Here is a 21,543-nt window from a genome sequence, read left to right on the forward strand (position 1 = left end):
CCGGGGTATGGGCCGGCAGAGATCGGGACAGCCACGTTCACCGTTGCGCCTCTCGCCTTCGCCGAGGGGTGGAGCCGTTGGCCGCGACGGAATCCTCCGCGCCCTCCGCCTCGCCCACGAGACCGTCCCGGCCGAGCAGGAACTGCTCGACGAGATGGTTCCAGTCGCAGCCGGGGCAGACCTCCACCACGAACACCTGGAACTCACGCAGCGTCATGGCCAGGACGGGCAACTCGGCCCGGGTACGCGCCTGGCCGGCCGACTGCTTGAGTTCGTCACCGTAAATGTAGTGGACGTGGATCAGGTTCTCGCTGCGGCAGATCGGGCAGCGGTGATCGGTCGGCTCGCCGTGGAAGCGAGCAGCGTTCTTCAGGTACGGCGAGGCGTCGCAGACGTCGTACGTGCCGATCCGCCCGGCGAGCAGTTCACGCAGCACCGCCCGCTTCTGGAGCGAGTAGTCGACGACCTGGCGCTGCGTACGCATGCGGCAAAGGGTACGCGCTCCGGCGAACCCAGGCGACCATGGTCACGATCAGTGATGATCGCGTCGCCAAAGCGGGGGTTTGCCCCGTACATCGGTCTCCGCTAACGTGCGATGTATCGGTCCGATACATCGCGGTGGTTAGTGCTCCGCGCAGGGGGAAAGAGGGGATGGCCCGTGCTCGAGCTCGCCATCCTCGGCCTCCTGCAGGAGGCGCCGATGCACGGCTACGAACTGCGCAAGGAGCTGACCGCCAAACTCGGCGCCATCCGGGCGGCGATCAGCTACGGCTCGCTCTACCCGACCCTGCGCCGGTTGCAGGCGGCGGGATGGATCACCGAAGCCGCTGAGACACCCGCGACCGCCGAGGAGGTTCCCGCGCTGACCAGCCGACGTGGTCGGGTGGTCTACACCATTACCGCGGAGGGCAAGGAACGCTTCGCCCAGCTGATAGCGCAGGCTGGACCCGAGACGTACGACGACACGGGCTTCGGCGTGCACTTCGCGTTCTTCGCCCGGACCGACCAGGCCACCCGGCTCCGGATCCTGGAAGGTCGTCGTCGCAAGATCGAGGAACGTCGCGAAGGTCTTCGTGACGTGCTCGGCCGGGCAGCCGAGCGACTCGACGCGTACACCCTGGAACTGCAACGCCACGGGCTCGACGCCTGTGAGCGCGAAGTCCGCTGGCTGGAGGAGCTCATCGCCAACGAGCGCTCCGGCCGGGCCCCGGCCGACCCGCGAACCGGGTCGGCCGACGGCCGACGAGACAACGACAGCCCGCCCACGCCTGGAACGTCCAGGACAGAGCGGCCGTGATGAAGAAGAAGGAGGCAGACGCTATGGGCTCCGTCCGCGTCGCCATCGTCGGTGTGGGTAACTGCGCCTCGTCCCTGGTCCAGGGCGTGGAGTACTACCGGAACGCCGACCCGAACGACCGCGTCCCGGGTCTCATGCACGTCACCTTCGGCGACTACCACGTATCCGACGTGAAGTTCGTCGCGGCGTTCGACGTGGACGCCAAGAAGGTGGGCATGGACCTCGCGGAGGCGATCGTCGCCAGCGAGAACAACACGATCAAGCTGTGCGACGTGCCGCCGACCGGCGTCACCGTGCAGCGCGGCCCGACCTTCGACGGTCTCGGCCAGTACTACCGCGAGATCGTCGAGGAGTCGGACGCCAAGCCGGTCGACGTGGCGCAGGCGCTGCGCGACGCCCAGGTCGACGTGGTCGTCTCCTACCTCCCGGTGGGCTCCGAGGAGGCCGACAAGTTCTACGCCCAGGCCGCGATCGACGCCGGCTGCGCGTTCGTGAACGCCCTGCCGGTCTTCATCGCCTCCGACCCGGAGTGGGCGAAGAAGTTCACCGACGCCGGCCTGCCGATCGTCGGCGACGACATCAAGAGCCAGGTCGGCGCCACGATCGTGCACCGCGCCCTGGCGAAGCTCTTCGAGGACCGCGGGGTCGAGCTGCTGCGCACGTACCAGCTCAACTTCGGCGGCAACATGGACTTCATGAACATGCTGGAGCGCAACCGCCTGGTCTCGAAGAAGATCTCGAAGACCCAGTCGGTGACCTCCCAGATCCCGCACGAGATGAGCAAGAGCGACGTGCACATCGGCCCGTCCGACCACGTGCCGTGGCTGGACGACCGCAAGTGGGCGTACATCCGCCTGGAGGGCCGCTCCTTCGGCGACACCCCGCTCAACGCGGAGCTGAAGCTCGAGGTGTGGGACTCGCCGAACTCGGCCGGTGTCATCATCGACGCCGTCCGGGCCGCGAAGATCGCGCTGGACCGGAAGATCGGTGGCCCGATCCTCTCCGCCTCCTCGTACTTCATGAAGTCCCCGCCGGAGCAGTACGCCGACCACGACGCGCACGCCGCCGTCGAGGCGTTCATCGCCGGCGAGATCGAGCGCTGACGCGCTGACACGCAGCAGTAAGGAAGGCCGGGTCCGCACGGACCCGGCCTTCCTTCTTCGCGTACGTCAGGACCAGGCGCGCCGCAGCGCCACTGATGCCTCCAGCTCCAGCAGCGTCACCTTGCGCGGCAGCCCGCCGCCGAAGCCGACCAGCTTGCCGCCCGCGCCGACGATCCGGTGACAGGGCACGATCACCGGCACCGGATTGCGGTTGCAGGCCACCCCGACCGCCCGCGCGCCGCCCGGGTCGCCGACCGCCTTCGCCACCTCGCCGTAGGTAGTCGTCTCCCCGTACGGGATGCGGGTCATCTCCCGCCAGACCGCGCGTTCGAACTCCGAGCCGCGCGGGGCCGACACCGGCACTGTGAACTCGGTCAGCTCACCGGCGAAGTACGCCCGCAGCTCCGCCACCGCCAGCCGCGCCACCTCGTCGCCCGGCTCGTCGGCCGCCCCGTCCACCCGGCCGAAGTGCGCGCCGCGCACCGCGTCGTCGTCGGTGCCGACGGAGAACTCCCCGATCGGCGAGGCGAGCACAGTCCAGCGCATGCCCCCCATTGTCGCGCGCCCGCCGACATTCTCTCTCTGAGGGCGGACTGGACGACCGCTGAGCGAAGTGGATGTTGCACGGCGTCGATACCGTGCAGGTCATGGCCACCGGGACGCTCATCTTCCTGATCATCGGCGGGGTCGGTGTGGGCGTGCTGACGCTCGCCCTGCTCGGCTCGGGAGTGCTCCACCTCGGCCAGCCGGATGTCGACGGGCCGGTGTCGCTGGAGGCCGCCGCCGGGTTCACCGGCGCGTTCGGCTTCGGCGGCGCGATCGTCAACGAGCTGCTCGGGGGGCGTACCCCCGGAATGATCGCGGCGGCGGTGGCCGGCGGCGCGCTCGCCGCCGTGCCCACCGGCTGGCTGGCGGCCCGGCTGAGCCGCGCGGCCCGCAACATGCGCACCGACGCCACCCCCACCCGCGACCACCTGGCCGGCGCGATCGGCCTGGTGGTGACGCCGATCCCCAGCGGCGGCTACGGCGAGGTGCGGGTACGCCTCGCGGGCCAGCCGGTGAAGCTCAACGCCCGCGCCGACGGGCCGCTCCCGGTCGGCGCCCGGATCTTCGTGGTCGAAGCACTGAGCGAGACCAGCGTGCACGTCGAAACCTACTGACACCCAACAGACGGGAATGCCCATGCCCCTGCTCGTCGCCATCGGCGGCGCGGTTCTCCTCGCCGTCGTCCTCGTCCTGTTCGTGCTGTCCCGGATCAAGGTGGCCGGGCCGAACCAGGCGTTCATCGTCACCGGCCGCAAGGGCCGCACCACCCAGACCGCCGACGGAGCCCGCTCCACCGACATGTCCGGGCAGAAGGTCGTGCTCGGCGCCTCGGTGTTTGTCCTGCCGGTGGTGCAGAAGCTCCAGTCGCTCGACCTGTCCAGCCGCCGGATCGACGTCAGCATCCGGGGCGCGGTGAGCAAGCAGGGCATCCGCACCGAGCTGCACGGCGTCGCGATCGTCAAGGTCGGCGGCACCGAGGACGCGATCCGCGCCGCCGCCCAGCGCTTCCTCAACCAGCAGGAGGAGATCGACAACTTCACCCGCGAGGTGCTCGCCGGCGCGCTCCGCTCGATCGTCGGGCGGCTCACCGTCGAGGAGATCATCCGGGACCGGGCGGCGTTCGCCAGCGCGGTCGCCGAGGAGGCCGAGCACTCGATGACCAACCAGGGCCTGGTGCTGGACACGTTCCAGCTCCAGGACATCCTGGCCGAGGGCTCCTACCTGCAGGACCTGGGCCGCCCGGAGGCGGCCCGGGTGCTCAAGGACGCGGCCATCGCCGAGGCGCGGGCCCGCCAGCAGGCCGAGCAGGAGCGGCTGCTCGCCGAGGAGGCGATCGCCGAGGCGAACCGGAACCTGGCGCTCAAGCAGGCCGGCATCCAGGCCGAGATCGACGCGGCCAAGGCGAAGTCGGCGGCGGCCGGGCCGCTCGCCCAGGCCGAGCGGGACCAGGCGATCCTCTCCGAGCAGCAGAAGGTGGCCGAGCGCAACGCCGAGCTGAAGCAGCGCCAGCTCGACACCGAGGTGCGCAAGCCGGCCGACGCGGCCCGGTACAAGGTGGAGCAGGAAGCCGAGGCGAACCGCAACGCGGCGGTGCTCAACGCCGACGCGCAGCGGCAGGCGACGATCGCCGCCGCGCAGGCCGCCGCCGAGCAGGCCCGCCTCACCGGTGAGGGCGAGCGGGCCCGCCGGGCCGCGCTGGCCGAGGCGAACGCGATCGAGGGCGCCAAGGAGGGCGAGGCGGAGCAGCGTCGGCGTTCCGCGATCGCCGAGGCGGTCGAGCGGGAGGGCCAGGCCGAGGCCGCGGCCATCCTGGCAAAGGGTCAGGCCGAGGCCGACGCGATGGCCCGCAAGGCCGAGGCGTTCGCCGCGTACGGCGAGGCGGCCGTCCTGGACCTGCTGGTCAAGGTGCTGCCCGAGGTGGTCGGCGCGGCCAGCGCCCCGATCGGCGCGATCGACAAGATGACGGTGATCTCCACCGACGGCGCGTCGTCGCTGACCAAGTCGGTGGCCGGGAACGTCGCGCAGGGTCTCCAGCTCGGCAGCGACCTCACCGGCATCGACCTGGCCGGGCTGCTGGCGCGGCTGGGCAGCAGCGCGCAGAACAACGGCAAGAACACGGTGGACGGCAGCACCGTCAGCGCGTGACGAACGACGGCGCCCGCCGGGTCTCCCCTCGGGGAGCCGGCGGGCGCCGTTTCGGTGTGGCGGGTCAGAGCGCGGTGAAGACGAACTTCTCGCCGGTGCTCAGGCCCAGGGTCTCGCTGTCCCAGTCGATGACGCGGCTGGCGATGAGCTGGCTGCCCCCGGTCGCGCCGGCGGTGACCGCCTTGCCGTTGGCGTTGGCCCGCAGGTAGACCGAGCCGTCGGCGTTGTAGTCGAGGAAGTCGAAGACCTCCCAGGCGTCGATCACGGTGGCCTTGGCGATCAGCGCCCGGTTGCCACCGGCGTCCGCCGTGACGAACTGGTTGTTGGCCAGCGCGCGCAGGGCGAAGAACCCGTCGCCCACGCTGACGACCTCGTACCTCTCCCAGGCCCCGACGGTCGCGGACCGGGCGATCAGCGGCCGGGTGCCGCCGCTCTCGGTGGTCACGTAGTTGCCGTTGGCCACCGCCTTGATGGCGACCACCGAGGGCGCCGCGTCGAAGTCGAACTTCTCCGCCGCGCCGATGGTGGTCTTGCTGGCGATCAGCGGGTTGGTGGTGTTCGAGGCGGTGACGTACTTGCCGTTGGTCACGGCCTTCAGGCTGACCGAGCCGTCGGTGTTCGTGACGATCTGGAACTTCTCCCAGTCGCCGATCGCGGCGGACCGCGCGATCAGCGGCCGGTTGCCGCCGCTCTCGGCGGTGACGAACAGGTTGTTCGTCACCGCACGCAGGCCGTAGTAGCCGTTGCCGGCGTCCACCACGTCGTACCGCTCCCAGGCGCCGACCTCGGTGCCCCGCGCGATCAGCGGACGGTTGCCGCCGCTCTCCGCCGTCACGTACAGGCCGTTACCGCGGGCCTTGAGGCCGTACGACTCGCGCGCCACCACCGCGTCGCCGACGTGCAGCAGCCGGTCGGGCGAGCCCATGGTGTCGTGCACCGCGCCGCTGACGCTCGTGCTCACCACGGAGTCGCGCACCTGCTGCGGGGTCCAGCCCGGGTGCGCCTCCAGCGCCAGCGCCGCGGCGCCCGCGACGTGCGGGGAGGCCATCGACGTGCCGTTCATCGTTTCCGTGCCGGTGGCGCTGCCGGCCTTGGCCGAGACGATGCCGGTGCCCGGCGCGAAGGTGTCCAGGCAGGTGCCGTAGTTGGAGAACCAGGCCCGGAAGTCGATCTGGTCGGTGGCGCCGACGGTGATGGCCGCCGGCACACCTGCCGGGGAGGCGCCGCAGGCATCCTGCATGCTGTTGCCGGCCGCGACGGCGTAGGTGATGCCGGAGGCGATGGAGCGGGCGACCGCGTCGTTCACCGCCTGGTCGACGCCCTCGAAGCCGAGGCTCATGTTGGCCACCGACGGCCCGGTGGCGTGCGAGGTGACCCAGTCGATGCCGGCGAGCACCTGCTCGCTGCTGCCGCCGCCGTCGCAGTCGAGCACCCGCACGGCGACGAGCGCGACGTCCTTGGCGACCCCGTACTTCGTGCCGCCGATCGTGCCGGCCACGTGCGTGCCGTGCCCGTCGCAGTCCTGCGCCACGTCGTCGGACTCCACCGCGTCGTAGCCGTTGCTGGCCCGGCCGCCGAAGTCCTCGTGGTCGATGTCGATGCCGGTGTCGATGACGTAGGCGGTCACTCCGGCGCCGGTCGCCGGGTAGGTGTACTTCCCGTCGGTCTTCGTCCGGGACTGGTCGATCCGGTCCAGCCCCCACGGCGGGGTGGTCTGGGTGCCGGTGGCCTGGTAGCGCTGGACCTGCTGCACGTAGGCGACGTCCGGGTCAGCGGCGACGCGCTCCGCCTGCCGGCGGTCCATGGCGGCGGAGTAGCCGGACAGCGCCTTGCCGAACACCCGCCGCACGGAGCCGCCGTGCTCGCCGGCGAGGGCCGACGCGGTGGACTTCACCTTGGCAGGGCCGGCCTTGCCGTCCTTGAGGACGACGATGTAGCGGCCGGGTACCGCAGCGGCGGTGTCGGCGCCCCGGACCGGGGCACGCTTCGGTTCGGCCGGGTCGGCCGAGGCGGCGCCGCCGGTGGCGGCGCAGATGATGGAGGTCGCGGAGGTGAGGGCCAACCCCACCAGCGCGGAGCGGCGCAGCGCGCCATGACGTGACACTGAATGTTCTCCCCGTGTCCAGCGGCCGTCCCTTGGGGACGGGCGGATGTGATCAGGACAGCCGTACCCGTCGATCCGGGCGGCTGATGATGACCATCATCATGCGCGAGACATCGACCGACACGCGTCAACCTTTCGGTCGACACGCCGCCGTATCGTCGTGGAGCCTCCCGCCGGGGGAGATCAGCCGGTGATGCCCTCGTCGCGGGCCCAGCGCAGCAGCTCCGCCTCGGCCTCGTCGCGGTCCAGCGGCCCGCGCTCCAGGCGCAGCTCCTTGAGGTGCTGCCAGGCACGGCCGACCACCGGCCCCGGCGGTACGCCGAGCAACTCCATGATCGCGTTGCCGTCCAGGTCGGGCCGCACCCGGGCCAGGTCCTCCTCGGCGGCGATCCGGGCGATCCGCTCCTCCAGCGCGTCGTAGTCGGCCGCGAGCTGCGCGGCCTTGCGCCGGTTGCGGGTGGTGCAGTCGGAACGGGTCAGCTTGTGCAGGCGGGACAGCAGGTCACCGGCGTCGGTGACGTACCGGCGCACCGCCGAGTCGGTCCACTCGCCCCGGCCGTACCCGTAGAAGCGCAGGTGCAGGCCGACCAGCTTGACCACCTGGGAGGTGATCTCCTTGGAGTAGCGCATCGCCTTCATCCGGGCCTTGGTCAGCCGGGCCCCGACCACCTCGTGGTGGTGGAAACTGACCCGGCCGTCCGCGCCGACCGCCTTGGTGGCCGGCTTGCCGATGTCGTGCATGAGCGCGGCCATCCGCAGCACGAAGTCGCAGCCGTCGGACTCCAGCGCCATGGCGTTGCTGACCACCGTGAGCGTGTGCTCGTAGACGTCCTTGTGCTGGGCGTGCTCGTCGATGGTGAGCTTCAGGCCGGTCAGCTCCGGCAGGAAGCGCTCGGCCAGGCCGGTGTCGACGAGCAGCCGCAGCCCGGTGATCGGGTCGGCGCCGCAGAGCAGCTTGGTGAACTCGTCCCGGATCCGCTCGGCGGTGATCCGGTCCAGGTCGCCGGCCATCCCGGTCATCGCCTCGCGGACGTCCGGGTGGACGGCGAAGCGGAGCTGGGCGGCGAACCGGGCCGCGCGCAGCATCCGCAGGGGGTCGTCGCGGAACGACTCCTGCGGCGTGCCGGGCGTACGAATGATCTTGGCAGCCAGGTCGGCCAGCCCGCCGTACGGGTCGGTGAACCGGTGATCGGGCAGGCTGACCGCCATCGCGTTGACTGTGAAGTCGCGGCGCTTCAGGTCTTCGGTCAGGCTGGTGCCGTACTGCACCACCGGGTTGCGGCTGACCTGGTCGTAGACCTCGGCCCGGAAGGTGGTGATCTCCAGGTTGAGGCCGTCGCGCTGGCAGGCGATGGTGCCGAACTCGCGTCCGGTCTCCCAGATCGACTCCGCCCAGCCACGGATCACCTTGACGGTCTCGTCCGGGTGGGCGTCGGTGCAGAAGTCGAGGTCGTTGCCGAGCCGGCCGAGCAGCGCGTCGCGGACGGATCCGCCCACCAGGTGCAGTTCGTGACCGGCCTGGGCGAAGCGCCGGCCCAGCTCGTCGGCGACCGGTGAGACTCGGAGCAGTTCGGCGACGGCGTTGCGCTGCGCGGCGGTCAGCTCGCGGCTGTCGGCGGCGTGGGAGGCGGAGGCTTCGGACATGGGATCGCCAGCCTATCGGGCCGGGGGTGGATCGACCGCGCCGGGCGCGGGTAACGGGCGGAGGTTGACTAAGGTTCCGGTTGGGCGGGGCCGGCCGGACCCGGTTGCGACGTACCCCTTGGAGGCTGGCAGATGAGCGGCGGGCTCTACCGCAGCGCGAACGCGCACGGCGGCGGCCTGCCGCCGGACGACGGCGCGACCTTCATCTCCGCCGAGCCGCTGAACCAGCCGGCCGTCGAGGCCGTCGCGCCCCCGCAGGAGGTGGTCGCCGAGACCAGCGCCGCGGCGAACAGCGCGGTGATGGCCGTCGGCAGCCTGGTCAGCCGGGGTACGGGCTTCATCCGCAACCTGATGATCGGCGCCGCGCTCGGCACCATGGTCGGCGACGCGTTCACCACCGCCCAGTTCCTGCCCAACCAGGTGTACGAGTTCCTGCTCGGCGGCGTGCTGACGAGCGTCCTGGTGCCGGTGCTGGTCCGCCGTCGCAAGATCGACGCGGACCGGGGCGAGGCGTACGCCCAGCGCCTGCTCACCCTCGCCGTGCTGGCCCTGGCCGCGACCGCGCTGATCGCTGTGGTGCTGGCCCCGGTGCTCACGGCCCTGTACGCGGCCGGCAGCGACGACCCGGCGTACACCACGCTCGTCACCCGGCTGTCCTACCTGATGCTGCCGATGCTGTTCTTCACCGGCATCAGCGCGTTGATCGCCGCGGTGCTGAACACCAGGGGGCACTTCGCCGCCCCGATGTGGGCGCCGATCCTCAACAACATCGTGTCCATCGGCACGTTCGGCCTGTACATCGTCGTCTACAGCGCGAAGGCGCTGCCGCCCGGCGAGGTGGGCTGGGACCGGATCCTGCTGGTCGGCGGCGGCACGCTGCTGGGCGTGGCGGTGCAGGCGATCGGCCTGCTGCCCGCGCTGCGCAAGGTCGGCTTCCGGTGGAAGCCGCGGTTCGACTTCCGCGAGCTGGGGCTGCGCGAGCTGGCCCGGCTCGGCGCCTGGATGTTCTGCTACGTCGCGGTCAACCAGCTCGGCCTGTTCGTGGTGGTCAACCTGCTCAACCGGGCCACCGGCGGCGACGGCCAGAACGCCGGCCTGCTGATCTACAACAACGTCTTCCTGCTGCTGATGATGGCGCACGGCATCATCGCGGTCTCGATCATCACCGCGCTGATGCCCCGGATGAGCGCGGCCGCGGCCGAGAACCGGTTCCACGACGTCACCGCCGACCTGTCCCGGGGCACCCGGATGGTCACGGCGGTGCTCGCGCCCATCGCGGTCTGCTACGCGGTGCTGGCCGCCCCGATCTCGGTGGTGGTGTTCCGGTACGGCGCGTTCACCGGCGACAACGCGGTGGCCACCTCGACGGTGTTGCTGGTGGCGGCGCTCGGCCTGGTGCCGTTCGCGGTCAGCCAGCTGTTCACCTTCGCGTTCTACGCGCTGCCGGACACCCGTACCCCGGCTCTGATCAACATTCCGGTGGTGGCGCTGCGTGTCCTGCTCCAGGTGGGCCTGTTCCTGATCTTCTCGAACACGTTCGCGGCGGCCGGGATGATGCTCGGCAACGCCGTGTCGTACCTGGCGGCGGCGATCATCTCGGCGATGCTGCTGCGACCCCGGGTGGGCCGGATCGGGCTGGGCGGGATCATGCGGACCCTTGGCCGGGTGGTCGTGGCGGCGCTCGGCGCCGCGCTGGTCGGCCTGCTGGTGGTCTCGGTGCTCCCCGGCGACCCGGCGAGCCTGAGCTGGCTCGCCGCCGCGGTCCAGCTGGTGATCGGCGGCGCGGCGATCGGCGCGACCTACCTCGGGCTCGCCATGGTGCTGCGGATCGGTGAGATCACCGAGGTGGTCGGGATGGTCCGGCGGCGCCTCGGGCGTTGACCCCCTCGGTGACCGACGGTGAACGAGGATCACCAGCCTGGGGATACGGCTGTGGATAACTTGGAATTCCCCCGTCCACTGGGCCTCTCGGCCTGTGGACAACCAACCGTACGGACGAGGGAGCGCAGGCCGGAGCGGGGAAACCACCCGGGCGGCACACCGGTACGCCCCTGTGCCGCCTCCTTGCCGTCAACCTTTAGATTGGCGGTGCGTGTCCGGCTCGCCCGCCGGGTGGGCGGGCGGCCCGGCCGGGGCCCGTGGTTGTCTGGCCTTCCGGCCGGTCACAGCGGGAAGATGACATGTCGGAGAACCGGGCATCCCGGGTAAGGTCGCTCTCGACGGGTACGACCGGTCGACACGGGTGTCGAGCCGGCCGGCCGTTCCACCGAAGGCAGAGCGGGAAGCCACATGCCCAGCAGCACGGGTCCATCGATCGACACGATCACCGAGGGAGGACGGGTGACCCAGGTCGGCGAGGGTCAGGAAGCGGAGGAGACCTCTCCTGCGGTCGTGACCTTCGGTGCTCCCACTGTCGGTGAGCTGCTCGCCGAGCGGTACGAGCTGGTCGAGCACATCAACAACGACAGCGCCGGCCGGCTGGTCTGGCGCGGCGTCGACGTGGTGCTCCGCCGTCCCGTCGCGGTGGTCCTCCGCTACCCGGGTGGCGACTCCGCCACCGAGATGCTTCAGGCCGCGGTCGCCGCGAGCCGCGTCATCCACCCCAACCTGGTCGGCGTCTACGACGCGATCGACGAGGACGACCGTGCCTACGTGGTCCGCGAGTGGGTCGACGGGCAGTCGCTGCGCGAGCTGGTCGCCGCCGACGGGCCGTTCGACCCGGCCCGGGCCACGGCGATCGGCAACGCCGTCGCGAGCGCCCTCGCCGCCGTGCACGCCACCGGCATGGTGCACGGCAACGTGCACCCCGGCACCGTGATGATCAGCGACGACGGCCGGGTGGTCCTTGCCGACGCGCGTACCGACGGGGCGGACAGCCAGCAGAACGACCTGCGTGCGGTCGGCGGGGTGCTCTACTTCGCGCTGACCGGGCACTGGCCGCACGGCGAGGCCCCGCTGCACGGCGCCACCGCCGGGCACGGCCGCGCCGCCCTGCCGGACGCGGTCCGGGACGCCGCCGGCGCCATCGCCGCGCCCCGGCAGGTACGTGCCGGGGTTCCGGCGTACCTCGACGACCTGACCATGGACCTGCTCGACCAGGAGATCGACCCGCCGGCGTCGGACGTGCTGGCCGCCGAGCTGAGCCGGCTCGACATTCCGGCCGACGAGCAGTTCCTGGAGCAGGCCGGGCCGCTGCGTTTCACCGCCGAGCCCGGCGAGGAGCCCTCGCCGCTGGCCGCGGCCGGCGGGCGCAAGGTCGCCATTGGCATCGCCGGCATGCTGGCTGTGGCCCTGGTCGGGCTGCTCATCGGCATCAACGCGCTCGGTGGCGGCGACGACGGCGACAAGGAGCCGGTCGCCCAGCCGTCGAACAGCGCCCCGGCCAGCCCCGGTGGTGGCGACGAGCCCGTCGCGCAGGTCCGCAAGCTGACCATCCAGGACGTACGGATCATCGACCCGGACGGCGACCGCGCGGAGGTGCGCAACGCCGAGAAGGTCATCGACGGCGACGACGACGAGGGCTGGGAGACCAACACTTACCGGACGAACGCCAAGTTCGGCGGCATCAAGAAGGGCATGGGCGTCTGGATCGACCTGGGTGCCCCGCACACGATCAAGCAGCTGGAGGCGACGCTGTCGGCCACCGGCGCCACTGTCGAGCTGCGCGCCGGCGCCCGCGGCGACTTCCCGTCCAGCTCCGCCGGTGACAAGCAGCTGGTGAACGCCTACTCGACGGTGATCGGGACGCCGAACGAGAACGGCGGCACGAAGATGATCTTCGACGGCTTCCAGGAGGGGGACAAGTATCAGTACCTCCTCTTCTGGATCACCAAGCTGCCGGTGAAGGACAACGGCACCACCTGGAAGCTCGGCGTCCAGGAGATCGTGGTCCAGGGCTCGTGACCCGTCGGCCGCACCCGCCGCGCCACCTCCGCCGGATGTGGTGATGGCGGATCGCGGCGGGCGTACCCCGGACGCGGCGACCGGCGTCGGCCCGCAGCCCGGCCGCTCCGACCTGGACCTGCTCCGGGCACACGTGGAAGGCGACCGGGACGCGTTCACGGACCTGTTCCAGCGGCACCGGGACCGGCTCTGGGCGGTCGCGCTGCGCACGATCGGCGACCGTGAGGACGCCGCCGACGCACTCCAGGACGCCATGCTCTCCGCCCACCGCGCCGCCGCCCGGTTCCGGGGCGACTCGGCGGTCACCACCTGGCTGCACCGGATCGTGGTGAACGCCTGCCTGGACCGGATCCGGCGGCGGCAGACCCACGCCACCGTCCCGCTGCCGGACGGGGTGCACACGGACGGCGAACCGGGCCGGCACACCGGCGGGCGGGAACCGGCCGCGCCGTCCCGCGACCACGACACCGCGCTCGTGGTCCGGCAGGCCCTCGCGGCGTTGCCGGCGGAACAGCGGGCCGCGCTGGTCCTGGTGGACGTCCAGGGCTATCCGGTGGCCGAGGTGGCACTGATGCTCGGCGTCGCCGAGGGGACTGTGAAGAGCCGGTGCGCCCGGGGCCGGGCGCGGCTCGCCGTCCTGCTCGGGCACCTGCGGACCGGCTCCGACTCCCCCGCGGCCGACGTGCCGCGGGTCACCTCCGGGAACCGACGGGGCCCCGAGGGCGTCGGATCCTCGTCGGGAGCGTCCCGTCAGGCCGTCAGCCAGGAGGAGCCGTGACTTCCCGGGAGTTCAGCGAGGTCGACCACGACCTGCTCGCCGACTACCTCGGCGGGGCGCTGGACGGCACCCCCGAGCAGGCGGCAGTGGCCCGGCTGGTCGAGCAGGACCCGGCGTGGCGGGTCGCGTACGACGATCTCGCCGAGGCCCTCGACCTGGTGCACACCGACCTGGCCGGCTGGGCGGCGGCGCCCGCGCCGGAGATGCCCGTGGCGGTGGCCGACCGGATCACGGCGGCGCTCGCCGGGGCCGGGCCCGCGCCCGGTCCGGCCGCGCTGCGCGACGGTACGCCCGTCGTACCGGCTCAGGCCGGTGGCGCGTCCCGCCCGCCCGGCACCGCGTCGCGTCCCGAACGGCACAGCGGCCCCGGTCGTCGTTCCCGGCGCTGGGCCCGGATCGCCGGCCCGGTGGCCCTGGCCGCGGCCTCGGTCGCGGCGGTCGGGCTCGGCGTCGGCCGGCTGGCCGACCCGGGCGACGGCGGTACGGCCGACCGGGCGGCCGGGGAGGCGGCGCCGATGGCCGCCGCGCCGTACCGGACCACCGGACCGGCCCTGCGCAGCGGCACCGACTGGACGCCGGAACGCCTCGCCGCCGACCGGGTGCCCAACGGGGCGAAGTCGATGCCGCAGGACATGGCCGGTCCGTCCGGCGCGGGGCGGGAGAACGGCCCGGAGAGGCCCCTGTCCAGCGACAAGTACCGCGTCAGCGCGCTCGAACTGGACAGGCTGGCCCGGCCGGAGACGCTCGCCGCGTGCCTCACCGCGATCGGCGCGGAGCACGGCGCGACCCCGCTCACCGTCAACATGATCGACTACGCCCGGTACCAGGGCGCTCCGGCGCTCGTGGTGACGTTCGCGGACGCGAGCGGTGCCCGCTGGGGCTGGGCGAGCGGGCCGGAGTGCGGCGTACCCGGGTCCGGCGCGGACACGCGCTTCCGTACGCGGGTAGGGTGAAAACGCGGTCATCACGCGTGTCCCGCCACGTGACCTGACCCACCGGATGACCGGCTCGGGAATCCCCGCTTCGTACGATGACGTTCTGCAAGTCAGGCGCCGGCGCCGCTGAGCCGTCGGCACTCGGGATCGACATCGGTGCGGCCGGTGACGAACACACACATCGGGAGACGGCAGTGGACGAGGTCCGCAACCTGATCATCATCGGCTCCGGTCCGGCCGGCTACACGGCTGCGGTCTACGCCGCACGCGCCAACCTGAAGCCGCTGGTGATCGAGGGCGTGCAGTCGGGTGGCGCGCTGATGACCACCACCGAGGTGGAGAACTTCCCCGGTTTCGCGGACGGCATCCTCGGCCCCGAGCTGATGGACAACATGCGCAAGCAGGCCGAGCGTTTCGGCGCCGAGTTCCTCACCGACGACGTGACCCGCGTCGAGCTGAAGGACACCGGCGAGATCGGCTCCGACGCGGTGAGCACCGTGTGGGTGGGCGAGACCGCGTACCGCGCCCGCGCCGTCATCCTCTCCACCGGCTCCGCCTGGCGGCCGCTCGGTGTGCCCGGCGAGCAGGAGTACCTCGGTCACGGGGTGTCGTCCTGCGCCACCTGTGACGGCTTCTTCTTCCGCAACCAGCACATCGTGGTGGTCGGCGGCGGCGACTCGGCGATGGAGGAGGCCAGCTTCCTCACCCGGTTCGCCGAGTCGGTGACCATCATCCACCGCCGCGACTCGTTCCGCGCCAGCAAGATCATGGCGGACCGGGCGCTGGGCAACGAGAAGATCAAGGTCGAGTGGAACTCCGTGGTCGAGGAGATCCTCGGCGACGACGGCAAGGTCAACGGCGTACGGGTACGCAACGTGCACACCGGCGAGAGCAAGGTCCTCGACGTCACCGGCGTCTTCGTGGCGATCGGTCACGACCCGCGCAGCGAGCTGTTCCGCGGCCAGGTGGAGATGGACGACGAGGGGTACGTGAAGGTCGAGGCGCCGAGCACCCGTACCAGCGTGCCGGGCGTGTTCGCGGCCGGTGACGTGGTCGACCACACCTACCGGCAGGCCATCACGGCGGCCGGCACCGGCTGCGCCGCCGCGCTGGACGCCGAGCGCTTCATCGCCACCATCCAGGGCTGAGAGTTCGACGAGCAAGGTTCGGAGGAGGAGAGTTCATAGTGGGAGCAACCAAGGCGGTCACTGACGCGAGTTTCGTCAGCGACGTGCTGCAGTCGGACAAGCCGGTCCTGGTCGACTTCTGGGCGGAGTGGTGCGGCCCGTGCCGCAAGGTCTCGCCGCTGCTGGAGGAGATCGCCGGCGAAATGAAGGACCAGGTCACCATCGTCAAGCTCAACATCGACGAGAACCCGGAGACGGCACGCGCCTACCGGGTGATGTCGGTGCCGACGCTGACGATCTTCAAGAACGGCCAGCCCGTGCAGTCGATCGCCGGCGCCAAGCCGAAGGGCGAGTTGCTCAAGCTCATCGAGTCGGCGCTCTGAGCCGTACCGACAGCGCCGGAACCCCCGTCACCCAGCCCGGGTGACGGGGGTTCCGGCTTTCCTGACCTGCATGAACACGAACCCGCTGGGTACCGGTCACGGTACGCTCCGTAAGCGTCCGTCGGAGTTCCGGTCCTGCCAACGTCCGTGCATAGGGGGTCGTCGTGCATCCGATCCGACCCGGTGACCAGGGACCGGCGGTGGCCGAGATCCGTACCGTGCTCGTCGGCCTGGAGCTTCTTCCCGCCGACAGCGGGGGCGACGACTACGACGCCGAGACCGAACGCGCGGTCCGGGCGTTCCAGCAGTCCCGCGGCCTCAGCGTCGACGGGCGCGTCGGCGCCGAGACCTGGCGGGCGCTGGACGCGGCCCGCTGGCGGTTCGGGGCCCGCGCGCTCTTCCACGCCGTACCCGAGCCGATCACCGGCGAGGACGTCCGCTCGCTCCAGGAACGCTTGCTGGAGATGGGGTACGACGTGGGACGCGCCGACGCCATCTACGGCATCCGCACCTCCCGCGCGGTGGCCCAGTTCCAGCGGGAGATGGGGCTGAAACCGGACGGGTCGTGCGGGCCGCACACCGTCAACGCGCTGCGCCGCCTCGGCCGCAAGGTGGTCGGCGGGCGCCCCCAGTGGCTGCGCGAGTCCGACGCCATCCGGCAGGCCGGACCGGAACTCGTCGGGCGGACCGTGGTGATCGACCCGGGGCACGGGGGCACCGACCCGGGCGTGGTGGTGCCCGACGGCACGCTGCGCTGGACCGAGGCGGACCTCGTGCACGACCTCGCCAGCCGGCTGGAGGGGCGGCTCGCCGCGGCCGGCGTACGCGTGCAGCTGACCCGGGGACCCTCGCCCGCGAGCTGCCTGCCCGACGCCGACCGGGCCCAGCTCGCCAACTCCCTCGGCGCCGACGTGTTCATCTCGCTGCACACCGACCACCACGCCAACCCGGCCGCCGAAGGCGTCGCCACCTACCACTACGGCACCGATAACGGCGTCACGTCGGCGACCGGCGAGCGCCTGGCCGGGCTGGTGCAGCGGGAGATCGTGGCCCGTACCGGGCTGCGCGACTGCCACACCCACGCCAAGGCGTGGGAACTGCTCCGGCTCACCCGGATGCCCGCGGTACGCGTCGAGGTCGGCTACCTGACCTCGCCGGAGGACCGGGCCCGGCTGGTCGACCCCCGGTTCCGGGACCGGGTGGCCGAGGCCATCGTCGCCGCGGTGCAGCGGATGTACCTGCCGATCGAGCGGGACGTGCCGACCGGCTCGATCGACGTGACCGAACTGCGGGCGGTCCTCGCCGCCGGCACCGTCGTCGACTGAGCCCGCTCAGCTGGCCGGCTGCCCCCGCTCAGCTGGTCGAACGGGTGGCCGGCGCCGGGCGGACCGGCCGCAGCAGCGTCTCCGGGCTCATCGAGCCGAGCAGCTTCTCCAGCGCGTACTCCACGTCCGACTTCCAGCTCAGAGCCGTACGCAGCTCCAGCCGCAGGCGCGGGTAGCGCGGGTGCGGCCGGACCGTCTTGAAGCCCACCGACAGGAAGAAGTCGGCCGGCGCCACGCAGGCGCGGGCCGGGTCGTCCGCGTCGTCGCCGAACTTCGCGTCGCCGAACGCCTCGATCGCCTTGATGCCGCGCTTGGTCAGGTCGCGGGCCACGCCCTGGACCAGCATCCGGCCCAGGCCGCCGTCGGCGAAGGCGGGCACCACGTGCGCCGTCATCAGCAGCGCCGCGTCCGCCGAGACCGGCGAGGTGGGAAACGCCATCGAGCGCGGGACGTACGCCGGCGGCGCGTACATGACGAACCCGGCCGGCATCCCGTCGACGTAGACGAGCTTGCCGCAGGAGCCCCACTCCAGCAGCGTCTGGGAGACCCACGCCTCCTTCTCCAGGCCCGGGTCACCGGCCGCGCAGGCCCGCTCCGCGGAGACCGGATCCAGCTCCCAGTAGACGCAGCGCCGGCACGATCGAGGCAGGTCCTCCAGCGTGTCCAGGGTCAGGCTGACCAGACGTCGCGACATGAGCGCACCCCACCAATAGGCTCGGAGCGCCGGTGTGTCCCGCGCCCTCCTGCTCCCGACGAGCGATCGTACGCTTCCGCCCGGCGCTACGGGAGTGGACGCGCGAACCCCTGCCCGGAAGGCGGACGTCCGGTCCGGGATGTGGACGTGTCCACACGGCGGGTACCGCTACCGTCACCACGGACTACGATCGACCAACCGGCCCTAGCCGCCAATGTCTGTCGGCATCGCGGGTACCACACCGGGCGGCAGCCCCGCCGACACCCGATCGAGGTGATGTCATGACCGGCACGACGCTCGACGACTACACCGACAGGTACGCCCGGCGCGTCCGCGGGATGACCGCCTCGGAGATCCGGGCGCTCTTCGCGGTGGCCAGCCGGCCGGAGGTCGTCTCGCTCGCCGGTGGGGCACCCTACATCGCGGCGCTGCCACTGGACGCGGTCGGCGAGATGCTCGGCCGGCTCGGCGCCGAGCACGGGGCCACCACCCTCCAGTACGGCATCGGCCAGGGCACCCCGGAGCTGCGCGAGCGGATCTGCGAGGTGATGTCCCTCTCCGGGATCGACGCCTCCTGCGGTGCCTCCCCGGAGGACGTGGTCGTCACGGTCGGCGGCCAGCAGGCCCTCGACCTGGTGGCCCGGCTCTTCCTGGACCCGGGTGACGTGGTGCTCGCCGAGGGCCCGACGTACGTCGGCGCGCTCGGGGTGTTCCAGGCCGCCCAGGCCCAGGTCGCCCACGTGCCGATGGACGACGAGGGCCTCATCCCGGAGGCGCTGGAGGTGGCCATCGCCGACCTGGCCCGGGCCGGCCGGCGAGTGAAGTTCCTCTACACCATCCCCACCTACCAGAACCCCGCCGGCGTGACGCTGAGCGAGGAGCGGCGCGAGCGGGTGCTCGACATCTGCGAGCGCGCCGGGCTGCTGGTGGTGGAGGACGACCCGTACGGTCAGCTCGGTTTCGAGGGTGAGGCGCCCAGGCCGCTGCGGGCCCGGCGGCGCGACGGGGTCTTCTACCTGAGCACGTTCTCCAAGACCTTCGCGCCGGGCCTGCGGGTGGGCTGGATCCTCGCCCCGCACGCGGTCCGCGACAAGCTGGTCATCGCGAGCGAGGCTCAGATCCTCTGCCCGAGCGCGTACGCGCAGTCGGCCGTCTCGACGTACCTCGGCACCATGCCCTGGCGGCAGCAGCTCAAGGTCTACCGCGAGATCTACCGCGAGCGCCGGGACGCGCTGCTCGACGCGATGGCCGACCTGATGCCCGAGGGCACCACCTGGACCACACCGCGCGGTGGCCTGTTCGTCTGGGCGACGCTGCCCGACGGGCTCGACTCCAAGGCGATGATGCCGCGGGCCGTGGCCGCCCGCGTCGCCTACGTGCCGGGTACCGGCTTCTACGCCGACGGCACCGGCGCCGGGAACATGCGGCTGAACTTCTCCTTCCCGTCGCCGGAGCGGATCCGCGAGGGCGTCCGCCGGCTGGCCGGCGTGATGGAGCAGGAGATCGCCATGCGCAAGGTCTTCGGCGCGGTCGGCGGTGCCGGACCTCGCCGTCGCCAGGGCGGCGCGGACGCGCCCGGTCCCGACTTGGCATGATGCCCGCATGTCCGACAGCCCTGCCGCACCGCCTCCCGTGACCGGATCCGCCGTCGACGAGCTGCACGTGCTCGTGCTCGCCGGTGGCCTCTCCTACGAGCGGGACGTCTCGTTGCGATCGGGCCGCCGGGTGCTCGACGCGCTGCGCGCGGTCGGCGTACAGGCGGAACTGCGCGACGCCGACGTGGCGTTGCTGCCCGCCCTGACCGCCGACCCGCCGGACGCGGTGGTGATCGCCCTGCACGGCGCCACCGGCGAGGACGGCTCACTGCGCGGCGTGCTCGACCTCTGGGACGTGCCCTACGTCGGCTGCGACGCCCGGTCCTCCCGGCTCGCGTGGGACAAGCCGTCCGCCAAGGCGGTGCTGCGCGAGGCGGGCATCCCGACGCCCGACTGGGTGGCGCTGCCGCACGACCGCTTCTCCGAACTGGGGGCGGTCGCCGTCCTGGACCGGATCGTGGACCGGCTCGGGCTGCCGCTGATGGTCAAGCCGGCGCAGGGCGGCTCCGGACTGGGCGCCGCCGTGGTCCGGGAGGCGGCGTCGCTGCCGGCCGCCATGGTCGGCTGTTTCGCGTACGACCAGACCGCGCTCGTGGAGCGCTACGTGCCCGGGATGGACGTGGCGGTCTCCGTGCTCGACCTCGGCAAGGGCCCGCAGGCCCTGCCCCCGGTCGAGATCGTGCCGCGCAACGGCGTCTACGACTACGCGGCCCGCTACACCGCCGGCCGCACCACGTGGCACGCGCCCGCCCGGCTCGACGCCGCGACGACCGCCCGGGTGACCGAGGTGGCGCTCGCCGCGCACACCGCGCTCGGCCTGCGCGACGTGTCCCGGGTCGACCTGATCGTCGACGCCGAGGGCCAGCCGCACGTGCTGGAGGTCAACGTCTCCCCGGGGATGACCGAGACCTCGCTGCTGCCGCTGGCGATCCAGGCGGCCGGGCTGGACTTCGGCCGGGTGCTCGGCACGCTGGTGACCCGGGCCGCCGCCCGCCGTCGCTGACGTCAGCCCTCCCGGGTACGCGCCGCCCGCGGCTCGTCGCCCTCGGCCTCGCCCGCGGTAGCGGCGCCCTCGGTCTCCTCCTGCTCCTCGGACGCTTCGGGTCCGCCCTCCGGCGCCGGGTCGTCGGCCGACGGGCCCGCCGAGGGGTCTGAGACGTCCTGTGCCGCCTCGGACTCCGGGATCTCATCCGCAGCCTCGATCACGGATGCGGGCTCCTCCTCGGGCTCCTCAGCGGCGTCCACGGCCGAGGCCGGAGAGAAGCTCGACGGGGCCTGCCACTGGATGCGCGGCGGCTCGGCGAGCGGCCGGCCCCCGAACTCGGCGAGCCATGCGGCCACCATGGCCAGATTCTCCCGCCACCTGTCCTCGGAGATCGGGGGCAGGATCGAGTCCCACAGCGACAGGAACGTGCCCCGCAGCTGCAGTCGCCCGTACGGCCGGGCGAGGAACCACAGGTGCAGGTGCGCGGAGCCGTCGCCCCAACGGTTCACGTGGACCCGAGCCACGCCGTCGAGCGACCGGATGGCCCGCTCCAGGCGCACGGTCATCACGCCCAGCTCGGCGGCGAGCAGATTCGGCAGGTCGCCCAGATCCAGGTGGGACCGGGACTCCAGGATCAGGACCATCGGCAGCCCGGTGGGCCGGTCCATGGCGCGGACCCGCCACCGCTCACCGACCCAGATGTACGCCTCGTCGGGCGCGTTGCAGGCGGTGCACTCCCGATCCGCCTCGCCACGGCGGGGAGGTTCGAACGGTACGGGCTCGTCGAGCGGCTTGACGCGGAGATCGCCCTCGAAGGGAAAGGACGGCCACTGGGTGAAGTCTGGAACTGAGGGAGGGGTGTCCGGCACGACGCTGACCCTAACCGAGTTGGCGACGCCTGTCCCTACCCGTTCCACTGCCCGCGCACAGGTTGTCCACCACGTTGTCCACAGGGTGCCGAGATCACCAGTACGGTGCG

General features: G+C 72.0%; 19 protein-coding genes. 13 read left to right on the forward strand and 6 right to left on the reverse strand.

Annotation, left to right across the window (positions count from 1 at the left end; all coding sequences use genetic code 11):
* Positions 1-37 precede the first annotated feature (37 nt).
* Positions 38-484 carry a DUF5318 domain-containing protein gene (locus AMK25_RS26740; protein WP_030499480.1) on the reverse strand — a complete coding sequence of 149 codons (447 nt, stop codon included), beginning with the start codon at positions 482-484 and terminating at the stop codon, positions 38-40.
* A 174-nt stretch (positions 485-658) separates the two neighbouring features.
* Here AMK25_RS26740 and AMK25_RS26745 point away from each other — a divergent pair, with 174 nt between their 5' ends.
* Positions 659-1,297, forward strand: coding sequence for a PadR family transcriptional regulator (locus tag AMK25_RS26745; protein ID WP_073831144.1), 639 nt, complete (start codon positions 659-661; stop codon positions 1,295-1,297).
* 23 nt (positions 1,298-1,320) lie between these two features.
* A complete protein-coding gene (locus AMK25_RS26750) occupies positions 1,321-2,400 on the forward strand; it encodes an inositol-3-phosphate synthase (protein ID WP_013289364.1) in 1,080 nt (359 codons plus the stop codon).
* Positions 2,401-2,466: 66 nt separating this feature from the next.
* Here the strand turns inward: AMK25_RS26750 and AMK25_RS26755 are convergent, their stop codons facing one another.
* The gene (locus tag AMK25_RS26755) at positions 2,467-2,946 is read right to left on the reverse strand and encodes a methylated-DNA--[protein]-cysteine S-methyltransferase (protein ID WP_073831145.1); all 480 of its coding nucleotides are present in this window, start codon (positions 2,944-2,946) and stop codon (positions 2,467-2,469) included.
* 71 nt (positions 2,947-3,017) lie between these two features.
* Between AMK25_RS26755 and AMK25_RS26760 the strand changes: the two genes are divergently transcribed.
* Positions 3,018-3,560 carry a hypothetical protein gene (locus AMK25_RS26760; RefSeq protein WP_073831146.1) on the forward strand — a complete coding sequence of 181 codons (543 nt, stop codon included), beginning with the start codon at positions 3,018-3,020 and terminating at the stop codon, positions 3,558-3,560.
* 22 nt (positions 3,561-3,582) lie between these two features.
* The gene (locus AMK25_RS26765; protein WP_073831147.1) at positions 3,583-5,091 is read left to right on the forward strand and encodes a flotillin family protein; all 1,509 of its coding nucleotides are present in this window, start codon (positions 3,583-3,585) and stop codon (positions 5,089-5,091) included.
* Between the two features lie 64 nt (positions 5,092-5,155).
* Here AMK25_RS26765 and AMK25_RS26770 read toward each other — a convergent pair whose 3' ends face one another.
* Both AMK25_RS26770 and AMK25_RS26775 read right to left on the reverse strand, forming a co-directional pair.
* The gene (locus tag AMK25_RS26770) at positions 5,156-7,195 is read right to left on the reverse strand and encodes a S8 family serine peptidase (RefSeq protein WP_073831148.1); all 2,040 of its coding nucleotides are present in this window, start codon (positions 7,193-7,195) and stop codon (positions 5,156-5,158) included.
* Positions 7,196-7,378: 183 nt separating this feature from the next.
* Positions 7,379-8,839, reverse strand: a complete 1,461-nt coding sequence (locus AMK25_RS26775) for a CCA tRNA nucleotidyltransferase (RefSeq protein ID WP_073831149.1) — start codon at positions 8,837-8,839, stop codon at positions 7,379-7,381.
* 132 nt (positions 8,840-8,971) lie between these two features.
* On the opposite strand from AMK25_RS26775, the gene murJ reads away from it, so the two are divergent.
* From murJ to AMK25_RS26810, 7 genes are all read left to right on the forward strand, one after another.
* Positions 8,972-10,720 (forward strand): murein biosynthesis integral membrane protein MurJ, encoded by a 1,749-nt coding sequence (murJ, locus tag AMK25_RS26780; protein ID WP_073831150.1) that lies wholly within the window; start codon positions 8,972-8,974, stop codon positions 10,718-10,720.
* A 408-nt stretch (positions 10,721-11,128) separates the two neighbouring features.
* Entirely contained in the window at positions 11,129-12,742 is a 1,614-nt protein-coding gene (locus AMK25_RS26785) for a protein kinase family protein (RefSeq protein WP_073831151.1), read from the forward strand.
* Positions 12,743-12,785: 43 nt separating this feature from the next.
* Complete coding sequence (gene sigM / locus AMK25_RS26790) at positions 12,786-13,520, forward strand: RNA polymerase sigma factor SigM (protein WP_073831152.1); 735 nt, start codon at positions 12,786-12,788, stop codon at positions 13,518-13,520.
* Positions 13,517-14,473 (forward strand): hypothetical protein, encoded by a 957-nt coding sequence (locus AMK25_RS26795; protein WP_073831153.1) that lies wholly within the window; start codon positions 13,517-13,519, stop codon positions 14,471-14,473. Before sigM ends, AMK25_RS26795 begins: the two co-directional genes overlap by 4 nt.
* A 176-nt stretch (positions 14,474-14,649) precedes the next feature.
* The gene (gene trxB / locus AMK25_RS26800) at positions 14,650-15,603 is read left to right on the forward strand and encodes a thioredoxin-disulfide reductase (protein ID WP_073831187.1); all 954 of its coding nucleotides are present in this window, start codon (positions 14,650-14,652) and stop codon (positions 15,601-15,603) included.
* A 38-nt stretch (positions 15,604-15,641) separates the two neighbouring features.
* Complete coding sequence (gene trxA, locus AMK25_RS26805) at positions 15,642-15,965, forward strand: thioredoxin (RefSeq protein ID WP_030499495.1); 324 nt, start codon at positions 15,642-15,644, stop codon at positions 15,963-15,965.
* Between the two features lie 164 nt (positions 15,966-16,129).
* Positions 16,130-17,290, forward strand: coding sequence for an N-acetylmuramoyl-L-alanine amidase (locus tag AMK25_RS26810; protein ID WP_073831154.1), 1,161 nt, complete (start codon positions 16,130-16,132; stop codon positions 17,288-17,290).
* A 28-nt stretch (positions 17,291-17,318) separates the two neighbouring features.
* On the opposite strand, the gene AMK25_RS26815 is transcribed toward AMK25_RS26810, so the two are convergent.
* A complete protein-coding gene (locus AMK25_RS26815; RefSeq protein ID WP_043327687.1) occupies positions 17,319-17,984 on the reverse strand; it encodes a hypothetical protein in 666 nt (221 codons plus the stop codon).
* Between the two features lie 281 nt (positions 17,985-18,265).
* On the opposite strand from AMK25_RS26815, the gene AMK25_RS26820 reads away from it, so the two are divergent.
* Positions 18,266-19,579, forward strand: coding sequence for an aminotransferase-like domain-containing protein (locus AMK25_RS26820; RefSeq protein ID WP_073831155.1), 1,314 nt, complete (start codon positions 18,266-18,268; stop codon positions 19,577-19,579).
* Positions 19,580-19,586: 7 nt separating this feature from the next.
* Entirely contained in the window at positions 19,587-20,582 is a 996-nt protein-coding gene (locus AMK25_RS26825; protein ID WP_073831156.1) for a D-alanine--D-alanine ligase family protein, read from the forward strand.
* A gap of 2 nt (positions 20,583-20,584) precedes the next feature.
* Here the strand turns inward: AMK25_RS26825 and AMK25_RS26830 are convergent, their stop codons facing one another.
* Positions 20,585-21,433 (reverse strand): hypothetical protein, encoded by an 849-nt coding sequence (locus AMK25_RS26830; RefSeq protein WP_073831188.1) that lies wholly within the window; start codon positions 21,431-21,433, stop codon positions 20,585-20,587.
* Positions 21,434-21,543: the final 110 nt, after the last annotated feature.

The organism is Micromonospora sp. TSRI0369 (assembly GCF_001905625.1).
Taxonomy (GTDB): domain Bacteria; phylum Actinomycetota; class Actinomycetes; order Mycobacteriales; family Micromonosporaceae; genus Micromonospora; species Micromonospora echinospora_A.